The organism is uncultured Mucilaginibacter sp. (genome assembly GCF_903913935.1).
Classification (GTDB): Bacteria; Bacteroidota; Bacteroidia; order Sphingobacteriales; family Sphingobacteriaceae; genus Mucilaginibacter.
Window position 1 is genome coordinate 1 of sequence record NZ_CAIWNH010000101.1, and the last position, 22,079, is coordinate 22,079.

At 41.6% G+C, this 22,079-nt stretch carries 32 protein-coding genes; 11 read left to right on the forward strand and 21 right to left on the reverse strand.

The window, feature by feature from the left end:
• Window positions 1-113: 113 nt before the first annotated feature.
• From QZY09_RS03815 to QZY09_RS03840, 7 genes are all read left to right on the forward strand, one after another.
• Complete coding sequence (locus QZY09_RS03815) at window positions 114-821, forward strand: DsbA family oxidoreductase (protein WP_295668263.1); 708 nt, start codon at window positions 114-116, stop codon at window positions 819-821.
• Window positions 822-902: 81 nt separating this feature from the next.
• The gene (locus QZY09_RS03820) at window positions 903-1,070 is read left to right on the forward strand and encodes a hypothetical protein (protein ID WP_157750443.1); all 168 of its coding nucleotides are present in this window, start codon (window positions 903-905) and stop codon (window positions 1,068-1,070) included.
• A gap of 236 nt (window positions 1,071-1,306) precedes the next feature.
• On the forward strand, window positions 1,307-1,426 hold the full coding sequence (locus tag QZY09_RS24665; protein WP_367119161.1) for a hypothetical protein: 120 nt from the start codon (window positions 1,307-1,309) through the stop codon (window positions 1,424-1,426).
• A gap of 77 nt (window positions 1,427-1,503) precedes the next feature.
• On the forward strand, window positions 1,504-1,761 hold the full coding sequence (locus tag QZY09_RS03825; protein WP_295668269.1) for a hypothetical protein: 258 nt from the start codon (window positions 1,504-1,506) through the stop codon (window positions 1,759-1,761).
• A 94-nt stretch (window positions 1,762-1,855) separates the two neighbouring features.
• Window positions 1,856-3,034 carry an MFS transporter gene (locus QZY09_RS03830; protein WP_295668272.1) on the forward strand — a complete coding sequence of 393 codons (1,179 nt, stop codon included), beginning with the start codon at window positions 1,856-1,858 and terminating at the stop codon, window positions 3,032-3,034.
• Window positions 3,035-3,206: 172 nt separating this feature from the next.
• On the forward strand, window positions 3,207-4,736 hold the full coding sequence (locus tag QZY09_RS03835; protein WP_367119162.1) for an acyl-CoA carboxylase subunit beta: 1,530 nt from the start codon (window positions 3,207-3,209) through the stop codon (window positions 4,734-4,736).
• Between the two features lie 137 nt (window positions 4,737-4,873).
• The gene (locus QZY09_RS03840; RefSeq protein WP_295668278.1) at window positions 4,874-5,299 is read left to right on the forward strand and encodes a GNAT family N-acetyltransferase; all 426 of its coding nucleotides are present in this window, start codon (window positions 4,874-4,876) and stop codon (window positions 5,297-5,299) included.
• Here the strand turns inward: QZY09_RS03840 and QZY09_RS03845 are convergent.
• Both QZY09_RS03845 and QZY09_RS03850 read right to left on the reverse strand, forming a co-directional pair.
• Complete coding sequence (locus QZY09_RS03845; RefSeq protein ID WP_295668280.1) at window positions 5,277-5,579, reverse strand: hypothetical protein; 303 nt, start codon at window positions 5,577-5,579, stop codon at window positions 5,277-5,279. The genes QZY09_RS03840 and QZY09_RS03845 overlap by 23 nt on opposite strands.
• A complete protein-coding gene (locus QZY09_RS03850) occupies window positions 5,580-6,188 on the reverse strand; it encodes a hypothetical protein (RefSeq protein WP_295668283.1) in 609 nt (202 codons plus the stop codon).
• Window positions 6,189-6,486: 298 nt separating this feature from the next.
• Between QZY09_RS03850 and QZY09_RS03855 the strand changes: the two genes are divergently transcribed.
• From QZY09_RS03855 to QZY09_RS03870, 4 genes are all read left to right on the forward strand, one after another.
• Window positions 6,487-7,602 (forward strand): M42 family metallopeptidase, encoded by a 1,116-nt coding sequence (locus tag QZY09_RS03855; RefSeq protein WP_295668286.1) that lies wholly within the window; start codon window positions 6,487-6,489, stop codon window positions 7,600-7,602.
• Window positions 7,603-7,710: 108 nt separating this feature from the next.
• Complete coding sequence (locus tag QZY09_RS03860; RefSeq protein WP_295668289.1) at window positions 7,711-8,613, forward strand: sugar phosphate nucleotidyltransferase; 903 nt, start codon at window positions 7,711-7,713, stop codon at window positions 8,611-8,613.
• Between the two features lie 344 nt (window positions 8,614-8,957).
• A complete protein-coding gene (locus tag QZY09_RS03865; protein ID WP_295668292.1) occupies window positions 8,958-9,131 on the forward strand; it encodes a type II toxin-antitoxin system HicB family antitoxin in 174 nt (57 codons plus the stop codon).
• A 36-nt stretch (window positions 9,132-9,167) separates the two neighbouring features.
• Entirely contained in the window at window positions 9,168-9,674 is a 507-nt protein-coding gene (locus QZY09_RS03870; protein WP_295668295.1) for a hypothetical protein, read from the forward strand.
• A gap of 132 nt (window positions 9,675-9,806) precedes the next feature.
• Here QZY09_RS03870 and dnaK read toward each other — a convergent pair whose 3' ends face one another.
• From dnaK to rplX, 19 genes are all read right to left on the reverse strand, one after another.
• Window positions 9,807-11,714, reverse strand: a complete 1,908-nt coding sequence (gene dnaK / locus QZY09_RS03875) for a molecular chaperone DnaK (protein ID WP_295668297.1) — start codon at window positions 11,712-11,714, stop codon at window positions 9,807-9,809.
• Between the two features lie 377 nt (window positions 11,715-12,091).
• Window positions 12,092-12,664, reverse strand: coding sequence for a 50S ribosomal protein L17 (rplQ, locus tag QZY09_RS03880; protein WP_295668301.1), 573 nt, complete (start codon window positions 12,662-12,664; stop codon window positions 12,092-12,094).
• Window positions 12,665-12,850: 186 nt separating this feature from the next.
• Window positions 12,851-13,843 carry a DNA-directed RNA polymerase subunit alpha gene (locus QZY09_RS03885; protein ID WP_295668304.1) on the reverse strand — a complete coding sequence of 331 codons (993 nt, stop codon included), beginning with the start codon at window positions 13,841-13,843 and terminating at the stop codon, window positions 12,851-12,853.
• A 94-nt stretch (window positions 13,844-13,937) separates the two neighbouring features.
• Complete coding sequence (gene rpsD / locus QZY09_RS03890; RefSeq protein ID WP_295668307.1) at window positions 13,938-14,546, reverse strand: 30S ribosomal protein S4; 609 nt, start codon at window positions 14,544-14,546, stop codon at window positions 13,938-13,940.
• A gap of 67 nt (window positions 14,547-14,613) precedes the next feature.
• The gene (rpsK, locus tag QZY09_RS03895; protein ID WP_096350154.1) at window positions 14,614-15,003 is read right to left on the reverse strand and encodes a 30S ribosomal protein S11; all 390 of its coding nucleotides are present in this window, start codon (window positions 15,001-15,003) and stop codon (window positions 14,614-14,616) included.
• A gap of 166 nt (window positions 15,004-15,169) precedes the next feature.
• Entirely contained in the window at window positions 15,170-15,547 is a 378-nt protein-coding gene (gene rpsM / locus QZY09_RS03900; RefSeq protein ID WP_096350153.1) for a 30S ribosomal protein S13, read from the reverse strand.
• A gap of 73 nt (window positions 15,548-15,620) precedes the next feature.
• Entirely contained in the window at window positions 15,621-15,737 is a 117-nt protein-coding gene (gene rpmJ, locus QZY09_RS03905; RefSeq protein ID WP_096350152.1) for a 50S ribosomal protein L36, read from the reverse strand.
• Window positions 15,738-15,744: 7 nt separating this feature from the next.
• Entirely contained in the window at window positions 15,745-15,963 is a 219-nt protein-coding gene (infA, locus tag QZY09_RS03910; protein WP_008506260.1) for a translation initiation factor IF-1, read from the reverse strand.
• Window positions 15,964-16,026: 63 nt separating this feature from the next.
• A complete protein-coding gene (gene map / locus QZY09_RS03915) occupies window positions 16,027-16,818 on the reverse strand; it encodes a type I methionyl aminopeptidase (RefSeq protein WP_295668320.1) in 792 nt (263 codons plus the stop codon).
• Window positions 16,819-16,827: 9 nt separating this feature from the next.
• Window positions 16,828-18,165, reverse strand: coding sequence for a preprotein translocase subunit SecY (secY, locus tag QZY09_RS03920; RefSeq protein WP_295668324.1), 1,338 nt, complete (start codon window positions 18,163-18,165; stop codon window positions 16,828-16,830).
• Between the two features lie 6 nt (window positions 18,166-18,171).
• Window positions 18,172-18,618, reverse strand: a complete 447-nt coding sequence (rplO, locus tag QZY09_RS03925; RefSeq protein ID WP_295668328.1) for a 50S ribosomal protein L15 — start codon at window positions 18,616-18,618, stop codon at window positions 18,172-18,174.
• 4 nt (window positions 18,619-18,622) lie between these two features.
• Window positions 18,623-18,802: a 50S ribosomal protein L30 gene (rpmD, locus tag QZY09_RS03930; protein WP_096350148.1), complete on the reverse strand. Its 180-nt coding sequence runs from the start codon at window positions 18,800-18,802 to the stop codon at window positions 18,623-18,625.
• A 6-nt stretch (window positions 18,803-18,808) separates the two neighbouring features.
• Window positions 18,809-19,327, reverse strand: coding sequence for a 30S ribosomal protein S5 (gene rpsE, locus QZY09_RS03935; protein ID WP_096350147.1), 519 nt, complete (start codon window positions 19,325-19,327; stop codon window positions 18,809-18,811).
• 12 nt (window positions 19,328-19,339) lie between these two features.
• Complete coding sequence (gene rplR / locus QZY09_RS03940) at window positions 19,340-19,693, reverse strand: 50S ribosomal protein L18 (RefSeq protein WP_295668333.1); 354 nt, start codon at window positions 19,691-19,693, stop codon at window positions 19,340-19,342.
• 5 nt (window positions 19,694-19,698) lie between these two features.
• Window positions 19,699-20,256, reverse strand: coding sequence for a 50S ribosomal protein L6 (rplF, locus tag QZY09_RS03945; RefSeq protein WP_295668336.1), 558 nt, complete (start codon window positions 20,254-20,256; stop codon window positions 19,699-19,701).
• Between the two features lie 17 nt (window positions 20,257-20,273).
• Window positions 20,274-20,672, reverse strand: coding sequence for a 30S ribosomal protein S8 (gene rpsH / locus QZY09_RS03950; RefSeq protein WP_252788398.1), 399 nt, complete (start codon window positions 20,670-20,672; stop codon window positions 20,274-20,276).
• 176 nt (window positions 20,673-20,848) lie between these two features.
• Window positions 20,849-21,118, reverse strand: a complete 270-nt coding sequence (gene rpsN / locus QZY09_RS03955; RefSeq protein WP_096350143.1) for a 30S ribosomal protein S14 — start codon at window positions 21,116-21,118, stop codon at window positions 20,849-20,851.
• A complete protein-coding gene (gene rplE, locus QZY09_RS03960) occupies window positions 21,111-21,680 on the reverse strand; it encodes a 50S ribosomal protein L5 (protein WP_096350142.1) in 570 nt (189 codons plus the stop codon). Before rplE ends, rpsN begins: the two co-directional genes overlap by 8 nt.
• On the reverse strand, window positions 21,680-21,991 hold the full coding sequence (gene rplX / locus QZY09_RS03965; protein ID WP_295668347.1) for a 50S ribosomal protein L24: 312 nt from the start codon (window positions 21,989-21,991) through the stop codon (window positions 21,680-21,682). Before rplX ends, rplE begins: the two co-directional genes overlap by 1 nt.
• Window positions 21,992-22,079: the final 88 nt, after the last annotated feature.

Here is a 22,079-nt window from a genome sequence, read left to right on the forward strand (position 1 = left end):
CAACTCATTACAACCTCTTACAACCAGCCAAAACAAGTTGCAACGCATATTTTTACTTTACGCTTACGACAATATTAGCGCGGCGAATTAACTTTGCATTATTAAAAATGAATATGATGAAAGTTGAAATTTGGTCGGATGTGATGTGCCCTTTTTGCTATATCGGCAAAAGGCGGTTTGAGCAGGCTTTACAAAGTTTTGGTCATCAGGACGAAATAGAAGTGGAATGGAAAAGCTTCCAGCTGAACCCCAATATGGTTACCAATCCTGCTATCAGCATAGATCAATACCTTGCTGATATCAAAGGCTTTTCGCTCGATCATGCCAAACAATTAAACAACCATGTTACCCAAATGGCCGCCGAAGTTGGGCTCACCTATAATTTTGATAAATCGGTTGTCGCCAATAGCTTTAATGCGCACAGGTACAGTCACCTTGCCAAAAAACATGGCAAAGGCATTGAGGCCGAAGAGCAAATGTTTAAAGCCTACTTCACCGACGGCAAAAACATTGACGACCTGGATACTTTAGTTGAATTAGGCACTGCCATCGGCTTAAACACTGATGAAGTAAGGCAAACCCTTGAAGGCAATACCTTTGCCGATGATGTAAAACGAGATATTGCAGAATCGCGCCGTTTAGGCATCCAGGGGGTACCCTTTTTTGTAATGAACAACAAATACGGCGTATCAGGCGCTCAGGCGGTGCCGGTATTTGAGCAAACCCTGCAAAAAGCCTATACCGAATGGCAGCAGGAAAACCCAAAACCAAGCCTTGAAATTATTGAAGGCGAAAGCTGTGGGTTGGATGGGGATTGCTAATGGGGATCTTATGAATATTTGCTATAAGTGATAGCCATAATTTTTTATTATTTTTGTTATAAGCTTAATAAGTAAAGTGACGTGGTAATTACAACAAATAAAGATACGAAGCCCGAAGAATTAGATGAGGCGCTCAAAAAGATGCAAAAATCTAAAAAGAAAAAGCTAAGCAGTTTTTATGGAAAACTTAAAGGCGTTTTTGGTGATGGCCTTGAATATCAGAAAAAACTGAGGGATGAATGGAATTAAATATCTTTCAGATACAAACTGTTTTATTTATCTACTTGATCAAAATCCAATAATATCTCCATTTCTATCTCACGACTGGGCGTTTTCCTATATTACTAAAATTGAACTTTTAAGTAAAAAGGGACTTACCAGGCGCTAGGATTCCATGATAAGAGAAATGTTGGATACCTGTTATAAAATAAACCATTCTGAAAAACTTAGTGATTTAGCAATCACACTAAAAAATAAACAATAATATTAAACTTCCGGATGCTATAATAGCCGCATCGTCACAATTATTAAAATTACCACTTATTACAGCTGATAAAGGCTTTGCCAACATTAAAGAACTGGACTGTATTATCCTGAGTTTTTAAAACTCAAAAACTATTCTTGCTATTATCAAACCAACTATTGGCTAGTTATTTATATAGAAAACTTCCGATCATGAATTATGAAAACAAGGCTAACAAAAACGGAGAAATCACGGGGTGTAATTTTGCCCAAAAACATCTTAAAAGAAGACTTTATTGAGAGTGAGGTTAAGATAGAATTAAACGACAGCCAAATCATTTTAAGTACCATTGAGGACATAAAACGCAAGGGCTGGGGTAAGGCTTTTAAAGAAATGGCTGCTAACGGCGACGATCAATTGGTAGTTCCAGATCTCTTCGCGGACGAAAACATTACTGATTGGACCTTTACTAAATGACTTGTTTTGCACTGTTGCATTTTAAAACAAAATTCCTTATTTTTGTGTAACTCCAACTTAGTGTAATAAATACACTAAGAGGAAATAAAATCAAATGGATACAGTATTAAAGCCCATCACTATACATAAAACAGTCCTCCGCATTGCGGTAGGGGCGATGTTTTTTATGGCGGGTTTAAGTTTTGCCAGCTGGGCCTCGCGCATTGCTACTGTGCAGCAAAAGCTGGGCCTGTCGGACGCGGCTTTAGGTGCTGTGCTTTTTGCACTGCCCATAGGCTTAATGCTTTCGCTGCCGTTTTCGGGCTGGATAATTACCGAAGTAGGCAGCAAAAGGGTATTGCTCACCGCTATTATGGGTTACGGCGTAGCCCTTTTAGGTTTAGGTTTGGCGCAAAATACGCTGCAATTGGTACTTTGCCTTGCATGTTATGGCTTTGCCGGCAATACGGTAAATATTTCGGTTAATACCCAGGCGGTAGCTGCCGAGGGCCTGTACGATAAGCCCATAATGGCAACATTTCACGGTTTATGGAGCCTGGCAGGTTTTACCGGCGCAGGCATTGGCACCTTTATGATCGGCAGAAAGATCGATCCTTTCCATCATTTTATCGTTATCATTTGCCTGTTGCTTATCGGCGTCATCATCGCCTCACGGTATTTATACGATGATCATGAAACGGCTAAAAACACAGCTCCATCTACCCTGGCGCTACGTGACAGGTTAAGGCTGATGATTCCTTTATTAACGCTGGGCAGCATTGCCTTTTGCTCCATGATCTGCGAAGGCGCCATGTTTGACTGGAGCGTGATCTACTTTAAAAAAGTCATCCTTTCCCCTATTGCTTTGCAGGGCCTTGGTTTTACTGCTTTTATGGCCACTATGGCAAGCGGCCGCTTCGTCGCCGACTTTTTCTCGCATCGTTTCCGTTTAAAACGCACCTTGCAGGTTAGCGGCTGTCTAACAACCACCGGTTTGCTGGTCGCGGTTATTTTCCCGCATGTTTATACCGCTATGGCTGGCTTTATGCTGGTTGGCGCGGGTGTTTCGTCAGTAGTCCCTATGGTTTACAGCGCCGCGGGCAAATCAAAAACCATGTCGCCAGGCGTAGCCCTGGCAGCGGTATCCACCATTGGCTTTGTGGGCTTTTTGGTAGGGCCACCTGTAATTGGTTTTATTGCCGGTTTAGCCACCCTAAGGGCATCATTTTTATTTGTGGGGTTGATGGGTGCTATGGTGATCTTCTTATCCACCCGGGCAAAACTTGACCGCTGATTTTTGTTGATTGAAATGATTTCGCTAACTTACCTTTAGCGGTTAATTCATCTTTCGGGCTTCCGGACTTTGCCCGCAGGCAGGTTTCGCCCATTTCCATTTACCTTTTACCTTTCAGCTTTCACCTATTTTTACCATCTTGCATGCATAAACCAAAACTGTGGACAATAAGATAAAGCTACTTAAACAAAAACGGGAAGAAGCACAATTAGGAGGCGGTAAGGCGCGTATTGAAAGCCAGCATAAAAAGGGGAAACTTACTGCGCGCGAACGTTTGCATTTTTTGATGGATGAAGGCTCGTTCCAGGAGATCGGGATGCTGGTGGCCCACCGGTCGACAGATTTCGGCATGGAAAAAGAGAAATATCCCGGCGATGGCGTGGTAACAGGCTATGGCACGGTTAACGGCCGGCTGGTTTATGTTTTTTCGCAGGATTTTACTGTTTTTGGCGGTTCGTTATCCGAAACTCATGCCGAAAAGATCTGTAAAATAATGGACCTCGCCATGAAGAACGGCGCCCCGGTAGTTGGGTTGAATGACTCAGGCGGTGCGCGGATACAGGAAGGGGTAGTATCACTTGGCGGCTATGCAGATATCTTTTATAAAAACACCATGGCATCAGGCGTGGTGCCGCAAATATCGGCCATTATGGGCCCCTGTGCCGGCGGAGCCGTTTATTCGCCCGCCATTACCGACTTTATTTTAATGGTTGAAAATACCAGTTATATGTTTGTAACCGGGCCCAACGTAGTAAAAACGGTTACACACGAAGAAGTAACATCTGAAGAGCTGGGCGGCGCAACCACCCATGCCACCAAATCAGGCGTTACACATTTTGCCTGCGCGAATGAGATTGAAGCGATACAGCATGTGAAGAAGCTTTTAAGCTACATGCCGCAGAATTGCGAAGACAGGGCACCCACATTACCCTATGAAGTTAAAAACGAATTACGGGCCGCGTTGGATACGATAATGCCTGAGAACGCTTCGCAGCCTTATGATATCCGCGATGTGATTGAACAAGTGATAGACAGCGGGTCGTTTTTAGAGGTACATAAAGATTTTGCCGAAAATATTGTGGTGGGCTTTGCCCGTTTGGCAGGCAGGAGTATCGGCATTGTTGCCAACCAGCCTGCTTTTTTGGCTGGGGTGCTGGATATCCACTCCTCCACCAAGGGCGCAAGGTTTGTACGTTTTTGTGATAGCTTTAATATCCCTTTACTGGTTTTTGAAGATGTACCCGGCTTTTTACCCGGCACCGACCAGGAGTGGAATGCCATCATCACTAACGGCGCCAAACTGCTGTATGCTTTTTGCGAAGCGACCGTTCCGCGCATTACGGTGATTACCCGCAAGGCTTATGGCGGCGCGTATGACGTAATGAACTCCAAACATATCGGCGCGGATATGAATTATGCGTGGCCAACAGCAGAGATTGCCGTAATGGGCGCCAAGGGGGCCGCTGAGATTATTTTTAAACGGGAGATCAATGCTGCTGCGGATAAGGAAGCCAAGTGGAAAGAAATGGAGCTGCAATATTCAGACATCTTTGCCAACCCGTACAGGGCCGCTGAACGCGGTTTTATTGACGAAGTGATAGAACCATCTGAGACAAGGATCAAGCTCATCCACGCCTTTAAAATGCTTGAAAACAAAGTGGTGAATAACCCAAGGAAAAAGCATGGAAATATCCCTTTGTAGGAGGCGAAAGCTAAAAGGTTAAGGGCGAAAGCTTTATTTTTAATTGATTAAGAGATATGTTGTAATATTGAAGGGTGGCAGAGTTAGAGGTGTAATACCTCTTACCTTTCGCCTTTTTCCTTTCACCTGCTAATAAAATGATTTCTATCGAACAAATAACTCCCGAACTAACCTGGCATTTACGCCGGGATGTATTGTATCCATCCATGAAATTATTTGAAATGGAAATGGACCAGGATACCTATGGCATGCATTTCGGGGCGTTTAATGATATAAAGCTTGCCGGGGTGGTTTCGCTGTTTCAAACCGGTACCGATTTTCAATTCCGTAAACTGGCGGTTGACCCGGAATTTCAGCATAAGGGCATCGGGCGCAGTTTACTGCATTATATTACAGACCATGCCCAAAAGAATGGCGGCACCCGCATCTGGTGCAACGCCAGGGATACCGCCATCGGCTTTTACCTGAAGGATGGTTTTGTGTTAACCGGCGAAAAATATTCAAAAAACGGTTTCAGCTACGAAATCATGGAAAAAACGATCACTCCGTCTTCAGATCATTAAGTATCGCTTCGGCGTATACATTATTAAATTTATCGTACGATTGCTTCGCCAGGTCTATCGCCAGGTTTACATCCCCTTCAGATTCATACACTATAGCCAGCATGTAAGCTGCTTTGCTTACTGTTTTAACGTTGGCATCTTTTAAAAACGGCTTCAATAAAGTATCCGCCTTCTCAAAATTACCAGCATAAATTTGTTGTATGGCAGGCTGCAGCCAGTCATCATTATAAAGTGGCCGGTTGTGGGTAATGGTATAAGGCAAATAATCCTGCAGGGCCATTTAGGTGGCCTGTTCAGCCAGGGATACAATTGACTTACGGTTGCCGCCTATGCCAGGGGTCATGATGAGGTTACCGAAAAAGCCCATGTTCGGCAGGTCGGTAAGGGCCTGGTTTACCGAGCCATCTAAGCTCTTGTAAATCACACCTCCATTGGCAAATAGCTTGTAATGTACTTCAACATTACTGTTATACGATAGGGTTGAATTATCCATAGCGCCTAAATCGATCCCTGCACCAAAGCTCTGGAGCGCCAGCACAAAATCTGCATGGTGTTTTAGTGCCAGGTAGTTTACTGAATCTTTATTAACAACAAAACCGGTGGTATCAACCAGGTTGATAACTTTTACGTTTGATAGTTGTAGCAGCTGCGCCTGCGCGTATTTTACAGATGTTGTTATGCCTGATTTTATGACTGAGAGCTGCCGTTTGTTGAAATTTGTTTGCTGGCTCAAATCAAATTGATTGATCAGTACAATAGACGTTGAATCCGGCCTGAATAAAGTGCGGGCAGAATACTCAACCGGTACGGATACGAAGCGGGTAGGCTCGCAGGCAGATAAGAAACCAAGTAAAATAAGAGCAGTGATCTTTAATATTTTCGTCTTCATGATTAACAGTCCCAAAATACAATAATATTATGAAAGCATTATGAAAAAAGCCGGTATGCATTGCGCAATCCGGCTTTAACTAACTAAACTGATCCTATTATTATTAACTGGCACAAAGGAAAGGGTATAAAGTAAACTGAGTGTTAAGGAAAGGCTATATCATGGTGTATTTAATATTAAATAATGCCTCAAATTCGACCCCAAAAGCTTATAAAAATCTAATCACCAATAATTAAGCCCTAACCTCTTTTTAACTATATTTGCCGCAGCCACCTCTTAGTGGTGATGAATAATAGTTATGGCTAAAAAGAAATCGGATGCTCCTGAGCATATAGCAGTTGTAAATAAAAAATCCCTTTCGTTCTTCGAAAAATATATCAATAACCCCTCGCCTACCGGCTTTGAATGGAAAGGCCAGGAAATGTGGCTGGAATATATCAAACCTTATATCGACAGTCATTATGTTGATAATTATGGCACGGCGGTAGGTATAATCAATAAAGATGCTGCCTACAAGGTAGTAATTGAGGCCCACGCAGATGAGATCTCGTGGTTTGTAAATTACATCACCAGCGACGGATTGATCTACGTGATCCGCAATGGCGGATCAGATCACCAGATCGCACCTTCAAAACGCGTCAATATCCATACCGACAAAGGAATAGTGAAAGCTGTTTTCGGCTGGCCGGCAATCCATACCCGCGGTGCCGGTGAAAAAGAAGAAGCCCCATCGTTGAAAAACATTTTCCTTGACTGCGGTTGCACTACCAAAGAAGAAGTTGAAAAACTGGGCGTACACGTAGGCTGCGTGATCACTTACGAAGATGAGTTTACCGTACTGAACGACCGTTATTACGTAGGCCGTGCATTGGATAACCGGGCTGGTGGTTTTATGATAGCTGAAGTAGCCCGTATGTTAAAAGAAAACAATATTACACTTCCATTCGGGCTGTATATTGTAAACGCAGTACAGGAAGAGATCGGTTTACGCGGCGCTGAGATGATCGCACATCATATCAAACCTAACGTTGCCATTGTAACTGATGTTACGCATGATACGCAAACCCCGATGATCAGCAAGATCACACAGGGCGACCTGGCTTGTGGAAAAGGACCGGTAATATCATACGCACCTGCGGTGCAGAACAACCTGAATAAGTTATTGATCGAATCAGCGGAAAAGGCTCAGATCCCGTTCCAGCGCCAGGCTTCATCACGTTCAACCGGGACAGATACCGATGCATTTGCTTATTCAAATGATGGGGTTCCTTCAGCTTTGATCTCGTTGCCACTTCGCTATATGCATACTACGGTAGAGATGATCCACAAGGATGATGTAGATAATGTGATCCGCCTGATTTATGAAACTTTGTTAAATTTAAACGCTGGTCAGGATTTTCGGTATATCAAATAATAATCAACAAAGCCAAACATTTTTTCGTAAAAAATATTAATCATTTTAATAAATATTTCGAAATAAAATGTCATCTTTACATTTAATAAATCTGCCCTTAAAAAGTATATGAAACCTACATTATTGATATTAGCTGCCGGGATGGCGAGCCGCTACGGAAGTATGAAACAAGTTGACGGCTTTGGCCCTCACGGTGAAACCATTATCGACTACTCTATTTATGATGCTATAAAGGCTGGCTTCGGCAAAGTAAGCTTCATCATTCGCGAAGAATTTGCAGAACCATTTAAGGCTATTTTTGAGCCGAAACTTAAAGGACGTATTGAAACTGATTATGTTTTTCAAAGTTATGACCTGAAGCCATTTGGCATTGATAAAACTATTGAACGCGCCAAACCATGGGGGACTGCCCATGCAGTTCTTGCGGCACGCAACCAGGTGCATGAGCCTTTTTGCGTGATCAATGCGGATGACTTTTACGGATCTGATGCATTTGAAAAAATGGCTAAATTTTTAAATACCGAAGTGGCAGATGATAAATTTTCGATCATTGGTTACCAGGTGGATAAAACGTTATCTGACTACGGCACTGTATCCCGCGGTGTTTGCCAGGTAGACGAGAACGGCAATATGGTTGCCATTAATGAGCGCCTGAAAGTATATTTTGCAAAAGACGGAAGTGTAGTATATGAGGAAAACGGCGTAGAGATCCCCTTGCCATCAAACACCCCGGTGTCGATGAATTTCTGGGGATTTACACCTGCAGTTTTTGCTAAAACAGAACCATTGTTTAAAGCTTTTGTGGAAGCGAACCAGAATGACCCCAAAGCTGAATTCTTTATCCCTCTAATTGGTGATGAGCTGATCAAAAGCGGTGAAGCATCATTTAAAGTGATCCCTACAGATGCCAAATGGTTCGGTGTTACTTATAAAGAAGATAAACCTATCGTACAAAAAAGCATTTCGGATCTGGTAGCCAGCGGCGCTTATCCTGAGAATTTGTGGCCATAAAAGGTTGGCTGTTCAACATATCAAAATCCTGCCCATAAGGCGGGATTTTTTGTTTTGGTATTTGATCAAGAAAAGGCGTCCGTTTGTTTCATCAGCTGTTTCATCTAAAAACGAACGAACACCCATTTGTCTGAACTCGAATTCATTGAATTAAGGAATTTATGGAATTCTGTTAATTCTGTAATTCCAAATATTCGGGGTGAGACACTTCTTCACTTAAACAAACAAAAACTTTAACCATTTTTAATTTGCTACTGTGCAAACATAACGTAGTTAATTTGATGACTTGGCTTCATTTTTTATAATTAAAATTGATGCTTACTTTATTATAACTAACTTTATCTGTGTCATTATCATACAAAATACTCCTTAAACCAGAACCGGAAGGCGGCTTTACAGTTAATGTGCCTGCATTACCCGGTTGTATAACCTATGGCGCTGATCTGGAAGAAGCAAAATTGAATGCAAGGGAAGCAATTGAATTGTATATTGAGAGCTTAACGGAGCATGGTATTTAGTTGCCCCTAATGTAGCTATTATTAGACCTTATCCTTATGAAATTTTTATTGATCGTTTCAATTGCTTGCATACTTACAGGCAGTCTTAAGCAACCCCAACAATTAGAAGATTCCATCGAAAACTCGAAAATCAAAATTTCAAACCGTAATCAGAATATTTATTCTCTGGGGTCCCAATATGAGTTAAAAAAAACGATGGGGGACATAAAAGGAATAAAAGGCAAAGACGAAATTTTAGGAGGGCCTGCCTGTACCTACAAGTATAACGGACTTAAAGTTTATTTTATTAAACAGCGTTTCGAATCAGCTATGATCACAAACCCGTCCTACTTTATTTTACTTGCCGGGGCAACCTTTAGCGTTGGTGATCAAATAGATAAATTCAAAAGATATTTTCCACGGTCTTACAAAAGCGCATCAAAAGGTGACAATCTTGTGATTTATATCACCAACCATAAAACAATGACGGATGCTTACATTTCATTTGCCATCAATAAAATGGGATATGTAACTTCAATTTGGATTGGCAATGACCATAGCTGAAAATATCGGTTACAAATGCATTATGATATTTATAAAATATACTTCGTAAGTCTTAAAACTCTACCAACAAAAAACCCCGGCTAACCTAATAACCGGGGTTCTTCTATTTAAACCTTTTTAGAGGAAAAGGTATTATTTTACTTCTTCAAAGTCAACATCGGTAACGGTGTCGCCTTCGGCGTGTCCTTCATGGCCTGCGCCTGCATCAGGGCCTGGCTGTGCGCCTTGTGCACCATCGGCAGAAGCTTTGTACATCTCTTCAGATGCAGCGTTCCACGCGTTGCTTAATTCGGTCTGTGCGGTTTCAATCGCATCGAAGTTTTTCGAAGCATAGGCTTCTTTCAGTTTCGTTAAGCCTTCTTCAATAGGGGCTTTTTTGTCAGCTGAAATTTTGTCACCATATTCCTTCAGTTGTTTTTCTGTCGAGAAGATCAGGGCATCGGCAGCATTCAGTTTTTCAACTTCTTCTTTTGCCTTTTTGTCAGCATCAGCATTTGCTTCAGCTTCGTCCTTCATCCTTTTGATCTCGGCATCAGTTAAACCTGAAGATGCTTCGATACGGATCTTTTGCTCTTTACCGGTAGCTTTATCTTTAGCAGATACATGCAATATACCGTTGGCATCAATATCAAAAGTTACTTCAACCTGTGGCACACCACGCGGAGCCGGCGGGATACCTGCCAAATTGAACTGGCCAATGGTACGGTTGCCTGCTGCCATTGGGCGCTCGCCCTGTAAAACGTGGATCTGTACTTCCGGCTGGTTATCAGACGCTGTAGAGAAGGTCTCTGTCTTTTTGGTAGGGATGGTTGTATTAGCTTCAATCAGCCTGGTCATTACACCACCCATAGTTTCGATACCTAATGAAAGCGGGGTAACATCCAGTAACAACACATCTTTCACGTCGCCGGTTAACACACCGCCTTGTATAGCTGCACCGATGGCAACCACTTCATCAGGGTTTACCCCTTTTGACGGTGATTTACCGAAGAATTTCTCAACAGCATCCTGTATAGCAGGGATACGGGTTGAACCACCTACCAGGATGATCTCGTCGATATCAGAAGTGCTGTAACCTGCATTTTTCAACGCAGTTCTGCAAGGTTCGATGGTACGTTTGATCAGGCTGTCTGCCAGTTGCTCAAATTTAGCACGGGTTAATGTTTTAACTAAGTGCTTTGGCACGCCGTCAGCAGCAGTTACGTATGGTAAGTTTATTTCAGTCTGGGTTGAGCTTGATAACTCGATCTTTGCTTTTTCAGCTGCTTCTTTTAAACGTTGCAAAGCCATAGGGTCCTTACGCAGGTCAACACCTTCATCGCTTTTAAATTCGTCGGCCATCCAGTCGATAATTACCTGGTCAAAGTCGTCACCACCAAGGTGAGTATCACCATCAGTTGATTTTACTTCGAACACGCCATCACCAAGGTCAAGTACAGATACGTCATGAGTACCGCCACCGCAGTCAAACACAACGATCTTCATGTCCCTGTGTGCTTTATCCAGGCCATAAGCCAGGGCAGCAGCAGTAGGTTCGTTAATAATACGGCGAACTTTTAAGCCGGCAATTTCACCGGCTTCTTTGGTTGCCTGGCGTTGTGCATCGTTAAAGTAAGCAGGTACGGTAATAACCGCTTCGGTAACTTCAGTACCTAAGAAATCTTCGGCAGTTTTCTTCATTTTCTGAAGGATCATTGCTGATATTTCCTGCGGGGTATATTTGCGGTCGCCGATCTCAACACGCGGGGTGTTGTTATCGCCTTTAACCACTTTATATGGCATACGGGAAGCCTCTTTGGTAACTTCGTTAAAGTTGTTACCCATAAAGCGTTTGATAGACGAAATGGTTTTTGTAGGGTTCGTGATCGCCTGACGTTTTGCAGGATCACCCACTTTACGCTCGCCGTTGTCAATAAAAGCCACTACAGACGGCGTAGTACGTTTTCCCTCGCTGTTAGCAATAACTACAGGTTCGTTACCTTCCATTACAGCTACGCAGGAGTTCGTTGTTCCTAAGTCGATTCCAATTATTTTAGACATATGATTATATTTTCTAGATTGAATGATTGTTTTATTACTACCTATTTATCAATGCTTGTGCCAATATGGGTTTGGCAGATTATTTGGCGGTGAAAGGCAAAAGGTGAAAGGCGAAAGGTAATAAATAGTCAGATTAGGGATGTTTGGTGGTGACAGGTTGGCAGGGTTTTAGAGATTAGAGAGTGGTGATTAGATATTAGTAAAATGCAGTTCAACCGATGACAATTTTGCAAATGGAATTATGTTTTCGTGCAATTCCTAAAACATCAATACCGGAGACGCAAAAGATTGCGTCTCTACATAAAACATAAAAACAAAGAAGCCCCACTCAATGAGCGGGGCTATTCCTTAATAATTAGATTTATTTGGATTTAAAATTATTCGCCTTTTTCAGCGTTTTCCTCGTGCTCTGCAGATGCAGTTGGCGCTTCAGGTGCTTCAGCAGCTGGTGCTTCTTCAACTACTGGTGCTACATCAACAACCGGTGCAGTTTCAGCTTTAGCAGTTGGTTCAGCAGTTTTTGCTTTAGCAGCACCACCACGGCGACGTGTTGATTTTTTCTCTGTTTTGGCAGTATCTGTACCGTAAACTGTGTTATAATCTACCAGTTCAATCATGGCCATCTCGGCGTTATCGCCTAAACGGTTTTCCATTTTAATGATACGGGTGTAACCGCCCGGACGGGTAGCCACTTTTTCAGCAATTTCGCGGAACAATATGGTAACAGCGTCTTTATCCTGTAAATAGCTGAATACAGTACGGCGTGAGTGCGTAGTATCGTTTTTTGATTTGGTGATGATCGGCTCTACATATATGCGTAATGCTTTAGCTTTTGCTAATGTAGTAGTGATGCGCTTATGTAAGATAAGCGACGTAGCCATGTTACCCAGCATCGCTTTGCGGTGACTGTTGGTGCGGCCTAAGTGGTTAACTTTTTTTCCGTGTCTCATTGTTTTGTTATGTTTTCACGTGCATACCGTTGGGCGGCTGTTTGTCAAGCCCGCGGAATTATGCCTATGTTAGTGATCAGAGGTTGGTGATTAGAGATTAGTTTCTATCTGCCAACCCTTATAAAATAAATTAGCGATTAAAGTTTTGAGAATCTATTCTCTTATCTCTAATCGCTAATCTCTAAATTACTCCTCGTCCAGTTTAAATTTCGAAAGGTTCATGCCGAATGACAAGCCTTTTGATTTAACCAGGTCCTGAATTTCTGTTAATGACTTTTTACCAAAGTTCCTGAACTTAAGCATATCTGCAACGTCATATGATACTAAGTCGGCCAGGCTGCGGATATCAGCAGCTTTAAGGCAGTTTAGTGCACGAACAGAAAGATCAAGATCAACCAGTTCAGTTTTCAGGATCTTGCGCATGTGCAGGATCTCTTCGTCAACTTCTTTGGTTTCTTCCTTAGCCTGTGCTTCAAGCATCATGTTTTCATCGCTAAACAGCATAAAGTGCTGGATCAGGATCTTTGCAGCTTCTTTCAGCGCATCTTCAGGATGGATCGAGCCATCGGTAGCAATATCAAGTACTAATTTTTCATAGTCTGTTTTTTGTTCTACACGATAGTTTTCGATGGTATATTTTACGTTCTTGATGGGTGTATAAATAGAATCGATAGCGATCACACCTACATTGGCATCAGGGTTTTTATTTTCTTCGCTTGGAACATAACCACGGCCCTTGTTTACAGTAAGCTCAATTTCAAGCGTTACTGAAGAATCCATGTTACAGATAACCAGATCAGGATTTAAAACTATAAAGTTGTTTGAAAACTTTGAAATGTCACCAGCTTTAAAAGCGTCCTGGTTATTGATGATCACAAATATCTTTTCGTTCTCACCGGTTTCCCCTGATTTTTTAAACCTAACCTGTTTAAGGTTAAGGATGATCTCGGTAACGTCTTCAACAACACCTTTTATGGTTGAAAACTCATGCATCACTCCTGAAAAACGAACTGAAGTGATCGCAAAACCTTCAAGTGATGAAAGTAATATACGACGGAGAGCATTACCAATGGTTATACCGAAGCCTGGTTCTAAGGGACGAAACTCAAACGTACCCTCAAAATCAGTCGATTTCTGCATGATAACCTTGTCTGGTTTTTGAAATGCTAAAATTGCCATTTATATCCTTTATTTATTGTTAACTAATTGAAATGATTTAAACCACAAATGATCGGCAAAAATTTGCCAATCAATTTGTGGATAATTATCTTTATTATTTTGAGTACAACTCGACGATCAGGTTTTCCTTGATGTTTTCAGGAATCTCATCGCGATTTGGATAATTCAGGAATTTGCCTGTTAAATTGGCAGCATCCCACTCAAGCCAGCTATGTTTGTTGATCTTTCTGCCGGCAACTGAATGCGTAATAGCTTCAAGTGTTTTTGATTTCTCGCGAACCGCGATCACATCACCTGCTCTTAAAGTATATGATGCAATATTTACTACCTCGCCATTTACAGTAATGTGCTTGTGGCCAACTAACTGGCGCGCACCTGAACGGGTTGGGGAAATACCTAAACGGTAAACCGCGTTATCCAAACGGGCTTCTAACAATTTAAGCAAGTTTTCGCCGGTGATACCTTCTCTTGCAGAAGCGCGGTGAAATAAGTTTTCGAACTGGCGTTCCAATACACCATAGGTATATTTAACTTTCTGTTTTTCCATCAACTGGGTTGAATACTCTGATTGTTTCCCTCTTCTTTTGGAAACACCGTGCATTCCCGGTGGATAATTTTTTCTTTCCAGCGCTTTATCCGGACCGAAGATCGGTTCGCGGAAACGGCGCGCAATTTTTGATTTTGGACCTGTATATCTAGCCATTGTTTGTGGTTTTTAAAGTATCAAGCAGCCCGCAGCTGCCGAATCTTAGCTTTAAAAAATCTGTTAATTAAACTCTTCTTCTTTTTGACGGACGGCAACCATTGTGCGGAAGCGGGGTGATGTCCTTTATGGTAGTTACCTCGATACCTGCAGTTTGCAGTGTACGGATAGCCGATTCGCGGCCTGCGCCGGGTCCTTTTACAAATACTTCTACTTTACGCAAACCTAAGTCATAAGCAACTTTACCGCAATCGGCAGCAGCCTGACCGGCAGCATAAGGTGTGTTCTTTTTTGAACCCTTGAAACCCATTTTACCTGCAGATGACCATGAAATAGCCTGGCCGCTTTTGTTGGTTAGGGTTAAAATGATGTTGTTGAAGGTAGCATTGATGTGTGCTTCGCCAACCGGCTCAACAATTACAATACGCTTTTTGGTAACTTTTTTGGTCTTAGCCATTTTTTTAATTATTGAATTAATGAATTATTGAGTTAGTAAATAACCCGGACCCATTAATATTTGTTACTTCATTTATTCCTGGCAACCTTCAGGGTTGCCAATCGGTTTCTATTTATTTAGCAAATCGTAAAACATCAACTAATCTCTAGTCTCTGTTTACTAATTACTATTTAGTAGCCTTTTTCTTGTTAGCAACAGTCTTACGTTTTCCTTTACGGGTACGTGAGTTGTTTTTGGTGCGCTGACCACGTAAAGGCAATCCTTTACGGTGACGGGTACCACGATAGCAACCTATATCCATTAAACGCTTGATGTTAAGCTGAACTTCTGAACGCAACGAGCCTTCAACTTTAATCTGATCGTTGATTATACCGCGGATAGCGTTTAATTGCTCATCATTCCAATCCTGAACTTTGGTATTGAAATCAATACCGGCTTCAGTTAAAATCCTCTGGGCTGTTGAGCGGCCAATACCGTAAATGTAGGTCAGGCCTATCTCGCCTCTTTTATTCTTTGGTAAATCAATACCTGAAATCCTTGCCATATTTTTTGTTTGTATTTTTAGATAGTAACCGAACGGCGGGCCACCGTTGTACGGATTACTACAATTCTTTTAATTATCCCTGACGTTGTTTATACTTAGGGTTCTTCTTGTTAATAACATAAAGTTTCCCTTTACGGCGGATGATCTTGCAATCAACACTGCGTTTTTTAATGGATGCTCTAACTTTCATCGCGTTTTTATTTATATCTATAGGTTATTCTACCCTTTGTTAAATCATATGGACTCATTTCCAGTTTCACCCTGTCGCCAGGAAGAATTTTGATGTAGTGCATACGCATTTTGCCTGAAATATGCGCAATAATTTCGTGTCCATTCTCCAACTCTACCCTAAACATCGCGTTTGATAATGCTTCTTTAATCGTACCGTCTTGTTCAATTGAGGCTTGTTTGGCCATATTTTACTGATTATTACTCAATTATCCGCCTTAAAAGCGGGATGCAAAATTAATAAAAATTTTTTAACTTTTATTTTTTTCTTTTAAAACATTATCTACATATGAAAATGTAGAAAGTATTTCGGGTTTCCCCTTTTTTACAGCCACCGTATGCTCATAATGAGCAGAAGGTTTGCCGTCGGCAGTTGACACAGTCCAGCCATCGTCCCAAAACTTCACCCTGGCTTTACCTGCGTTGATCATGGGTTCAATTGCTATCACCATTCCTTCTTCCAGTTTAATACCGGAGCCGCGTTTACCATAATTTGGCACTTCGGGTTTTTCATGCAAAGCTAATCCAACGCCATGGCCTACCAGCTCCTTCACAACACCGAAACCATTCTTCTCGGCATGCTCCTGAACAGCATAGCCTATATCACCGATGCGCATGCCTGTTACAGCTTTTGCTACACCCAGATCAAGGCATTCCATGGTAACCCTCATCAGCTTCTTTACGGTGTCGCTTACTTCGCCTATGGCAAATGTATAAGCCGAGTCGCCGATATACTTATTCAGGATGGCGCCGCAATCAACTGACACCAGGTCACCGTCTACCAGTTCCCTGTTACCGGGGAAACCGTGAACTACCTGGTCGTTCATTGAGATACACAATGAATAAGGGAAGCCATGATAATTTAAAAAAGCAGGAACCCCGCCGTTATCGCGGATAAAGGTTTCTGCTAATTTATTTAAATCTATGGTTTTTACACCGGGACCAATCACTTTAGCGATCTCTCCAAGTGTTTTGGAAACAAGTAAAGAACTTTCTCTTATGAGTTCTATCTCTTCGACAGACTTATAATTGATCTTTGACATGTTATAATTTTAGATAACAGGCTGACTTGTTCCACTTGCCGGAACTGATGTACGCCCTTTGATCCTGCCAGTCTTCATTAACCCATCATAATGACGCATTAACAAATGACTTTCAATTTGCTGTAAGGTATCTAACACAACACCCACAAGAATGATCAATGAGGTACCACCGAAGAACCTTGCAAAGGCGCTGTTAATATGTAACAGGGCTGCCAATGCAGGGAAAACAGCTATGATGGCAAGGAAAATAGAGCCAGGCAATGTAATTCTTGAGATAACCCCGTCAATGAAATCAGCGGTGGCTTTGCCCGGTTTGATACCAGGGATAAATCCACCATTCTTTTTCATATCCTCGGCCATCTGGTTAGGATTCACGGTAATCGCTGTATAAAAATAAGTGAATACAATGATCAGCATCGCGAACAATAAATTATGCCCCCATGCTGTATAGTCAGACAGTGACATTAATATCGGATTGGATGCCGCTTTCGGGAAAAACTGTGTTACAGTGGCAGGTATAAACATTAATGCCTGGGCAAAAATGATCGGCATTACACCGGCTGCATTCACCTTTAAGGGGATATACTGCCTAACACCACCATATTGTTTGTTGCCAACAATACGTTTGGCATATTGAACCGCAACTTTGCGGGTTCCCTGCACGATAAGGATAGTAAACATTACTACGGCTATCAGTGCTACAATTTCAACAATGAACATAACCAAACCACCAGCGGCTGCATTACGCGACTGGAATTCGGAGAAAAATGCACCTGGCAGCGCGGAAATGATACCCACCATGATGATAAGTGAAATACCGTTACCAATACCTTTATCTGTAATTTTCTCGCCCAGCCACATGATAAACATGGTACCTGCGGTAAGCACGAACATATTTAAAACGGTGAAGTACGGGTTGGCAATCTCCATCTGGTCAGGAGTGATCTGAGACTTCAGGTAGGCTGCAGCCTGTAAAGCAGTGATCCCTATAGTTAAATAACGGGTCCACTGGTTAAGTTTGTTACGTCCGCTTTCGCCTTCTTTTTGAAGTTTAGCGAAGTAAGGTACTGCTATACCCAATAATTGCACCACAATTGAAGCAGATATATAGGGCATTACACCCAATGCAAAAATGGATGCATGTGAAAATGATCCACCGGAAAACATATTCAGTAATCCTGCAATTCCTTCGGCACCTTTACCACTCACTGATGCAGGGCTAACGCCCGGCAATACTATGAATGAACCTGCACGATATATTAAAAGAAATAAGAGTGTGTTTGTAATACGCACTCTTAAATCATCGATTTTCCAGATATTGGATAATGTGGTGAAAAATTTCTTCATCGAAAATTATAGCTTTACTATGGTACCACCTGCTGCTTCAATCGCTTTTTGCGCTGTTGCAGTAAACGCGTGTGCTTTAACTTCTAATTTGGCTTTCAATTCGCCGCGGCCAAGGATCTTAACCACATCGTTTCTTGAAACCAATCCGTGTTCTTTCAGTGTGTCAAAATCAACTGATGATAATGAAAATTTTTCAGTTAATGCTTGCAATACGTCAAGGTTAACACCGGTGTATTCAACACGGTTAGGGTTTTTAAATCCTACCTTAGGTACACGGCGCTGTAAAGGCATCTGGCCACCTTCGAAACCAACTTTTGTGCTGGTACCTGAACGTGAACCTGCACCTTTATGACCACGGGTTGATGTTCCGCCACGGCCTGAACCTGTACCACGGCCAATCCTTTTTCTATTTTTTGTAGAACCTTTTGCAGGTTTTAGATTACTTAAATTCATGATATTAAATATTTTCTACCGCTACCAGGTGATTAACTTTTTTAACCATACCAATAATAGCCGCAGTAGCTTCAACTTCTACACTGTGGTTGATCCTTTTTAAACCAAGGGCTTCAACTGTCTTTTTTTGGCGCTCACTTCTATCGATCACGCTTTTAATCTGAGTTATTTTGATTTTTGCCATGACTGATTATCCGTTAAATACTTTACCTAAACTAACGCCGCGTTGCTGGGCTACAGTATAAGCATCACGCAATTGTGATAATGCCGATACAGTTGCTTTAACCACGTTGTGCGGGTTTGATGAACCTTTTGATTTTGCCAATACGTTATGTATACCTGCAGACTCCAATACGGCACGCATTGCACCACCTGCAATTACACCGGTACCATTAGCAGCTGGTTTAATGAAAACAAAACCACCTGAAAATTTACCAATTTGTTCGTGAGGTACAGTACCGTTAATGATAGGAACTTTTACCAGGTTCTTTTTGGCATCATCTATACCTTTAGCAATTGCTTCGGTAACTTCTTTTGCTTTACCTAAACCATAACCAACTACACCGTTTTCATCTCCTACCACAACAATGGCACTGAAGCTGAATGTACGGCCACCTTTAGTTACTTTGGCAACGCGTTGTATGCTAACCAAACGATCCTTTAATTCGATCTCGCTGGTTTTTACTCTTTTTATGTTGATTGTTGACATCTTTCTTTCCGATTAAAAGTTTAAACCACCTTCACGTGCACCATCAGCCAGTGATTTAATACGGCCATGGTATAAATAACCATTCCTGTCAAAAACCACATCTTTAATTCCTGCGGCAACAGCTTTCTCAGCAACCAGCTTGCCTACGGCAGCTGACTGATCGATCTTTGTACCTTTTTCTGCAATGAAATCTTTTGATAATGATGAGGCCGACACTAATGTCTTGCCGCTAACATCGTCAATGATCTGCGCGTAAATACCTTTATTGCTTCTGTACACGGACAGACGCGGACGTGCTGAAGAACCGGAAATACGTTTTCTGATTCCCTTTTTTATTCTGTCTCTTCTTGATAACTTAGCTCCCATGACGATTATTTTTTAGATGCTGATTTACCTGCTTTTCTTCTCAATATTTCGCCAACAAACTTGATACCTTTTCCTTTGTATGGTTCAGGTGCACGTAACGAGCGTATTTTTGCCGCTACCTGGCCGATCAGTTGTTTATCAATTGACTCTAGAATAATTGTTGGGTTTTTACCCTTTTCAGCAGTTGTTGTAACTTTTATTTCTGTTGGCAATTCAAATACATAGTGGTGAGAATATCCCAGCACTAAGTCTAATGTATTACCTGTATTGGTTGCACGATAACCTACACCCACTAATTCCTGCTCTAACTTATAGCCGGTTGTTACACCAACTACCATGTTATTGATTAAAGCCCGGTATAAGCCGTGTAATGCTTTATGACGTTTTTGATCAGAAGGGCGTTTTACAACCAGTTGTCCTTCTTCCACCTCAACAGTGATATCACTGTCAACGGCTTGATGCAACTCGCCTTTTGGGCCTTTTACTGTAACAACATTATCTGCTGATAAAGTGAAAGTAACTCCCTGGGGCAGCGCAATCGGTGATTTTCCTACTCTTGACATTGCTTAATTTCCTCCTATTAATATACGTAGCATAAAACTTCGCCACCAACGTTCTGTGCGCGGGCTTCTTTATCGGTCATTACGCCTTTAGAAGTTGACAGGATGGCGATACCTAAACCATTTAATACTCTTGGCATATTATCCATGCCTGCGTATTTCCTCAAACCTGGTTTACTGATGCGCGCTATGCTTCGGATAGCAGAAATTTTTGTTATCGGATGGTATTTCAAAGCTACCTTAATAGTGCCCTGTGGACCATTGTCTTCAAACTTAAAATTGGCAATGTAACCTTTGTCGAAAAGCACTTTCGTGATTTCCTTTTTCAGATTTGATGCAGGAATTTCAACAACCCTATGGTTGGCCTTAATAGCATTCCTTACTCTTGTAAGATAATCTGCGATTGGATCTGTATTCATTTTATTGTTTTATGATAGTGGTATCCTTTATTGGACCTGCTATCGGTTAATCTTATATCGTATTTCGGATATTCAATTTCGGATTTGAGCCGATCGTGTACCTATTTTCGATTTTATATTTTTTTGCTGCGGACATTCAAAATTCCGAAATCGAAATTCCGAAATCCGAAATCAAACTACCAGCTTGCTTTCTTTACTCCGGGGATCTTACCGTCCAATGCCATTTCACGGAATGTAACACGTGAAATACCAAATTGACGCATATAACCACGAGGGCGGCCGGTTAATTTACACCTGTTGTGTAATTTTACAGGTGAAGCTGCTTTTGGTAATTTATCCAAAGCAAGGTAATCACCTGCTGCCTTAAGGGCCGCTCTTTTTTCAGCGTATTTAGCTACTAATTTAGCACGTTTCAATTCACGCGCTTTTACACCTTCTTTAGCCATTTGTAGTTGTATTTTGATTTTTAAATGGTAATCCAAATTGTTTCAACAACTCCAATGCTTCAACATCGTTTGTTGCAGAGGTTACAAAGGTAATATCCATACCCTGTATCTTGTTGATCTTGTCGATATTGATCTCAGGGAAAATGATCTGCTCAGATATACCTAAGGTATAATTACCGCGGCCGTCAAAACCTTTATCATTAATACCTTTGAAGTCACGGATACGTGGCAACGCGATAGCGATCAAACGGTCAAGGAATTCATACATGGTATTATCACGTAAAGTAACACGTACGCCGATTGGCATGTTTTTACGTAACTTAAAGTTTGAAATATCCTTTTTCGATTTTGAAGAAACCGCTTGCTGACCAGTGATGGTAGTAAGCTCGGCAATTGTACTTTCGATCAGTTTTTTATCAGTAGTTGCACCACCAACACCCTGGTTGATAGCAATTTTTTCAAGTTTAGGAACCTGCATTACGCTTTTATACTGAAATTTATCTTTCAGTGCAGTACGGATCTCAGTTCTATACTTTGTTTTTAATCTTGGTACGTATTCCATTACTTAATTTCCTCTCCTGATATTTTTGCCACTCTTACTAATTTACCGGCTTCGTTTCTTTTACGGCCAACGCGGGTTGGTTTGCCCGATTTAGGGTCAACCAGCATCAGGTTTGAAACGTGTATGGCAGCTTCCTGCTTAACAATACCACCATTAGGTTTTGCAGCATTTGGCTTAGTATGTTTTGATACTAAGTTAGCACCTTCAACAATTATGCGGTTCTTGTCTAATATTACTTCTAATACTTTACCCTGGGCGCCTTTTGAGTCACCGGCTATAACCTTTACCAGATCACCTTTTTTGATCTTCATTTTGGCAGGTTTTATATTCTTCTTATTTTCCATGTTACAATACCTCCGGTGCTAATGATACAATTTTCATAAATTGTTTCTCACGTAA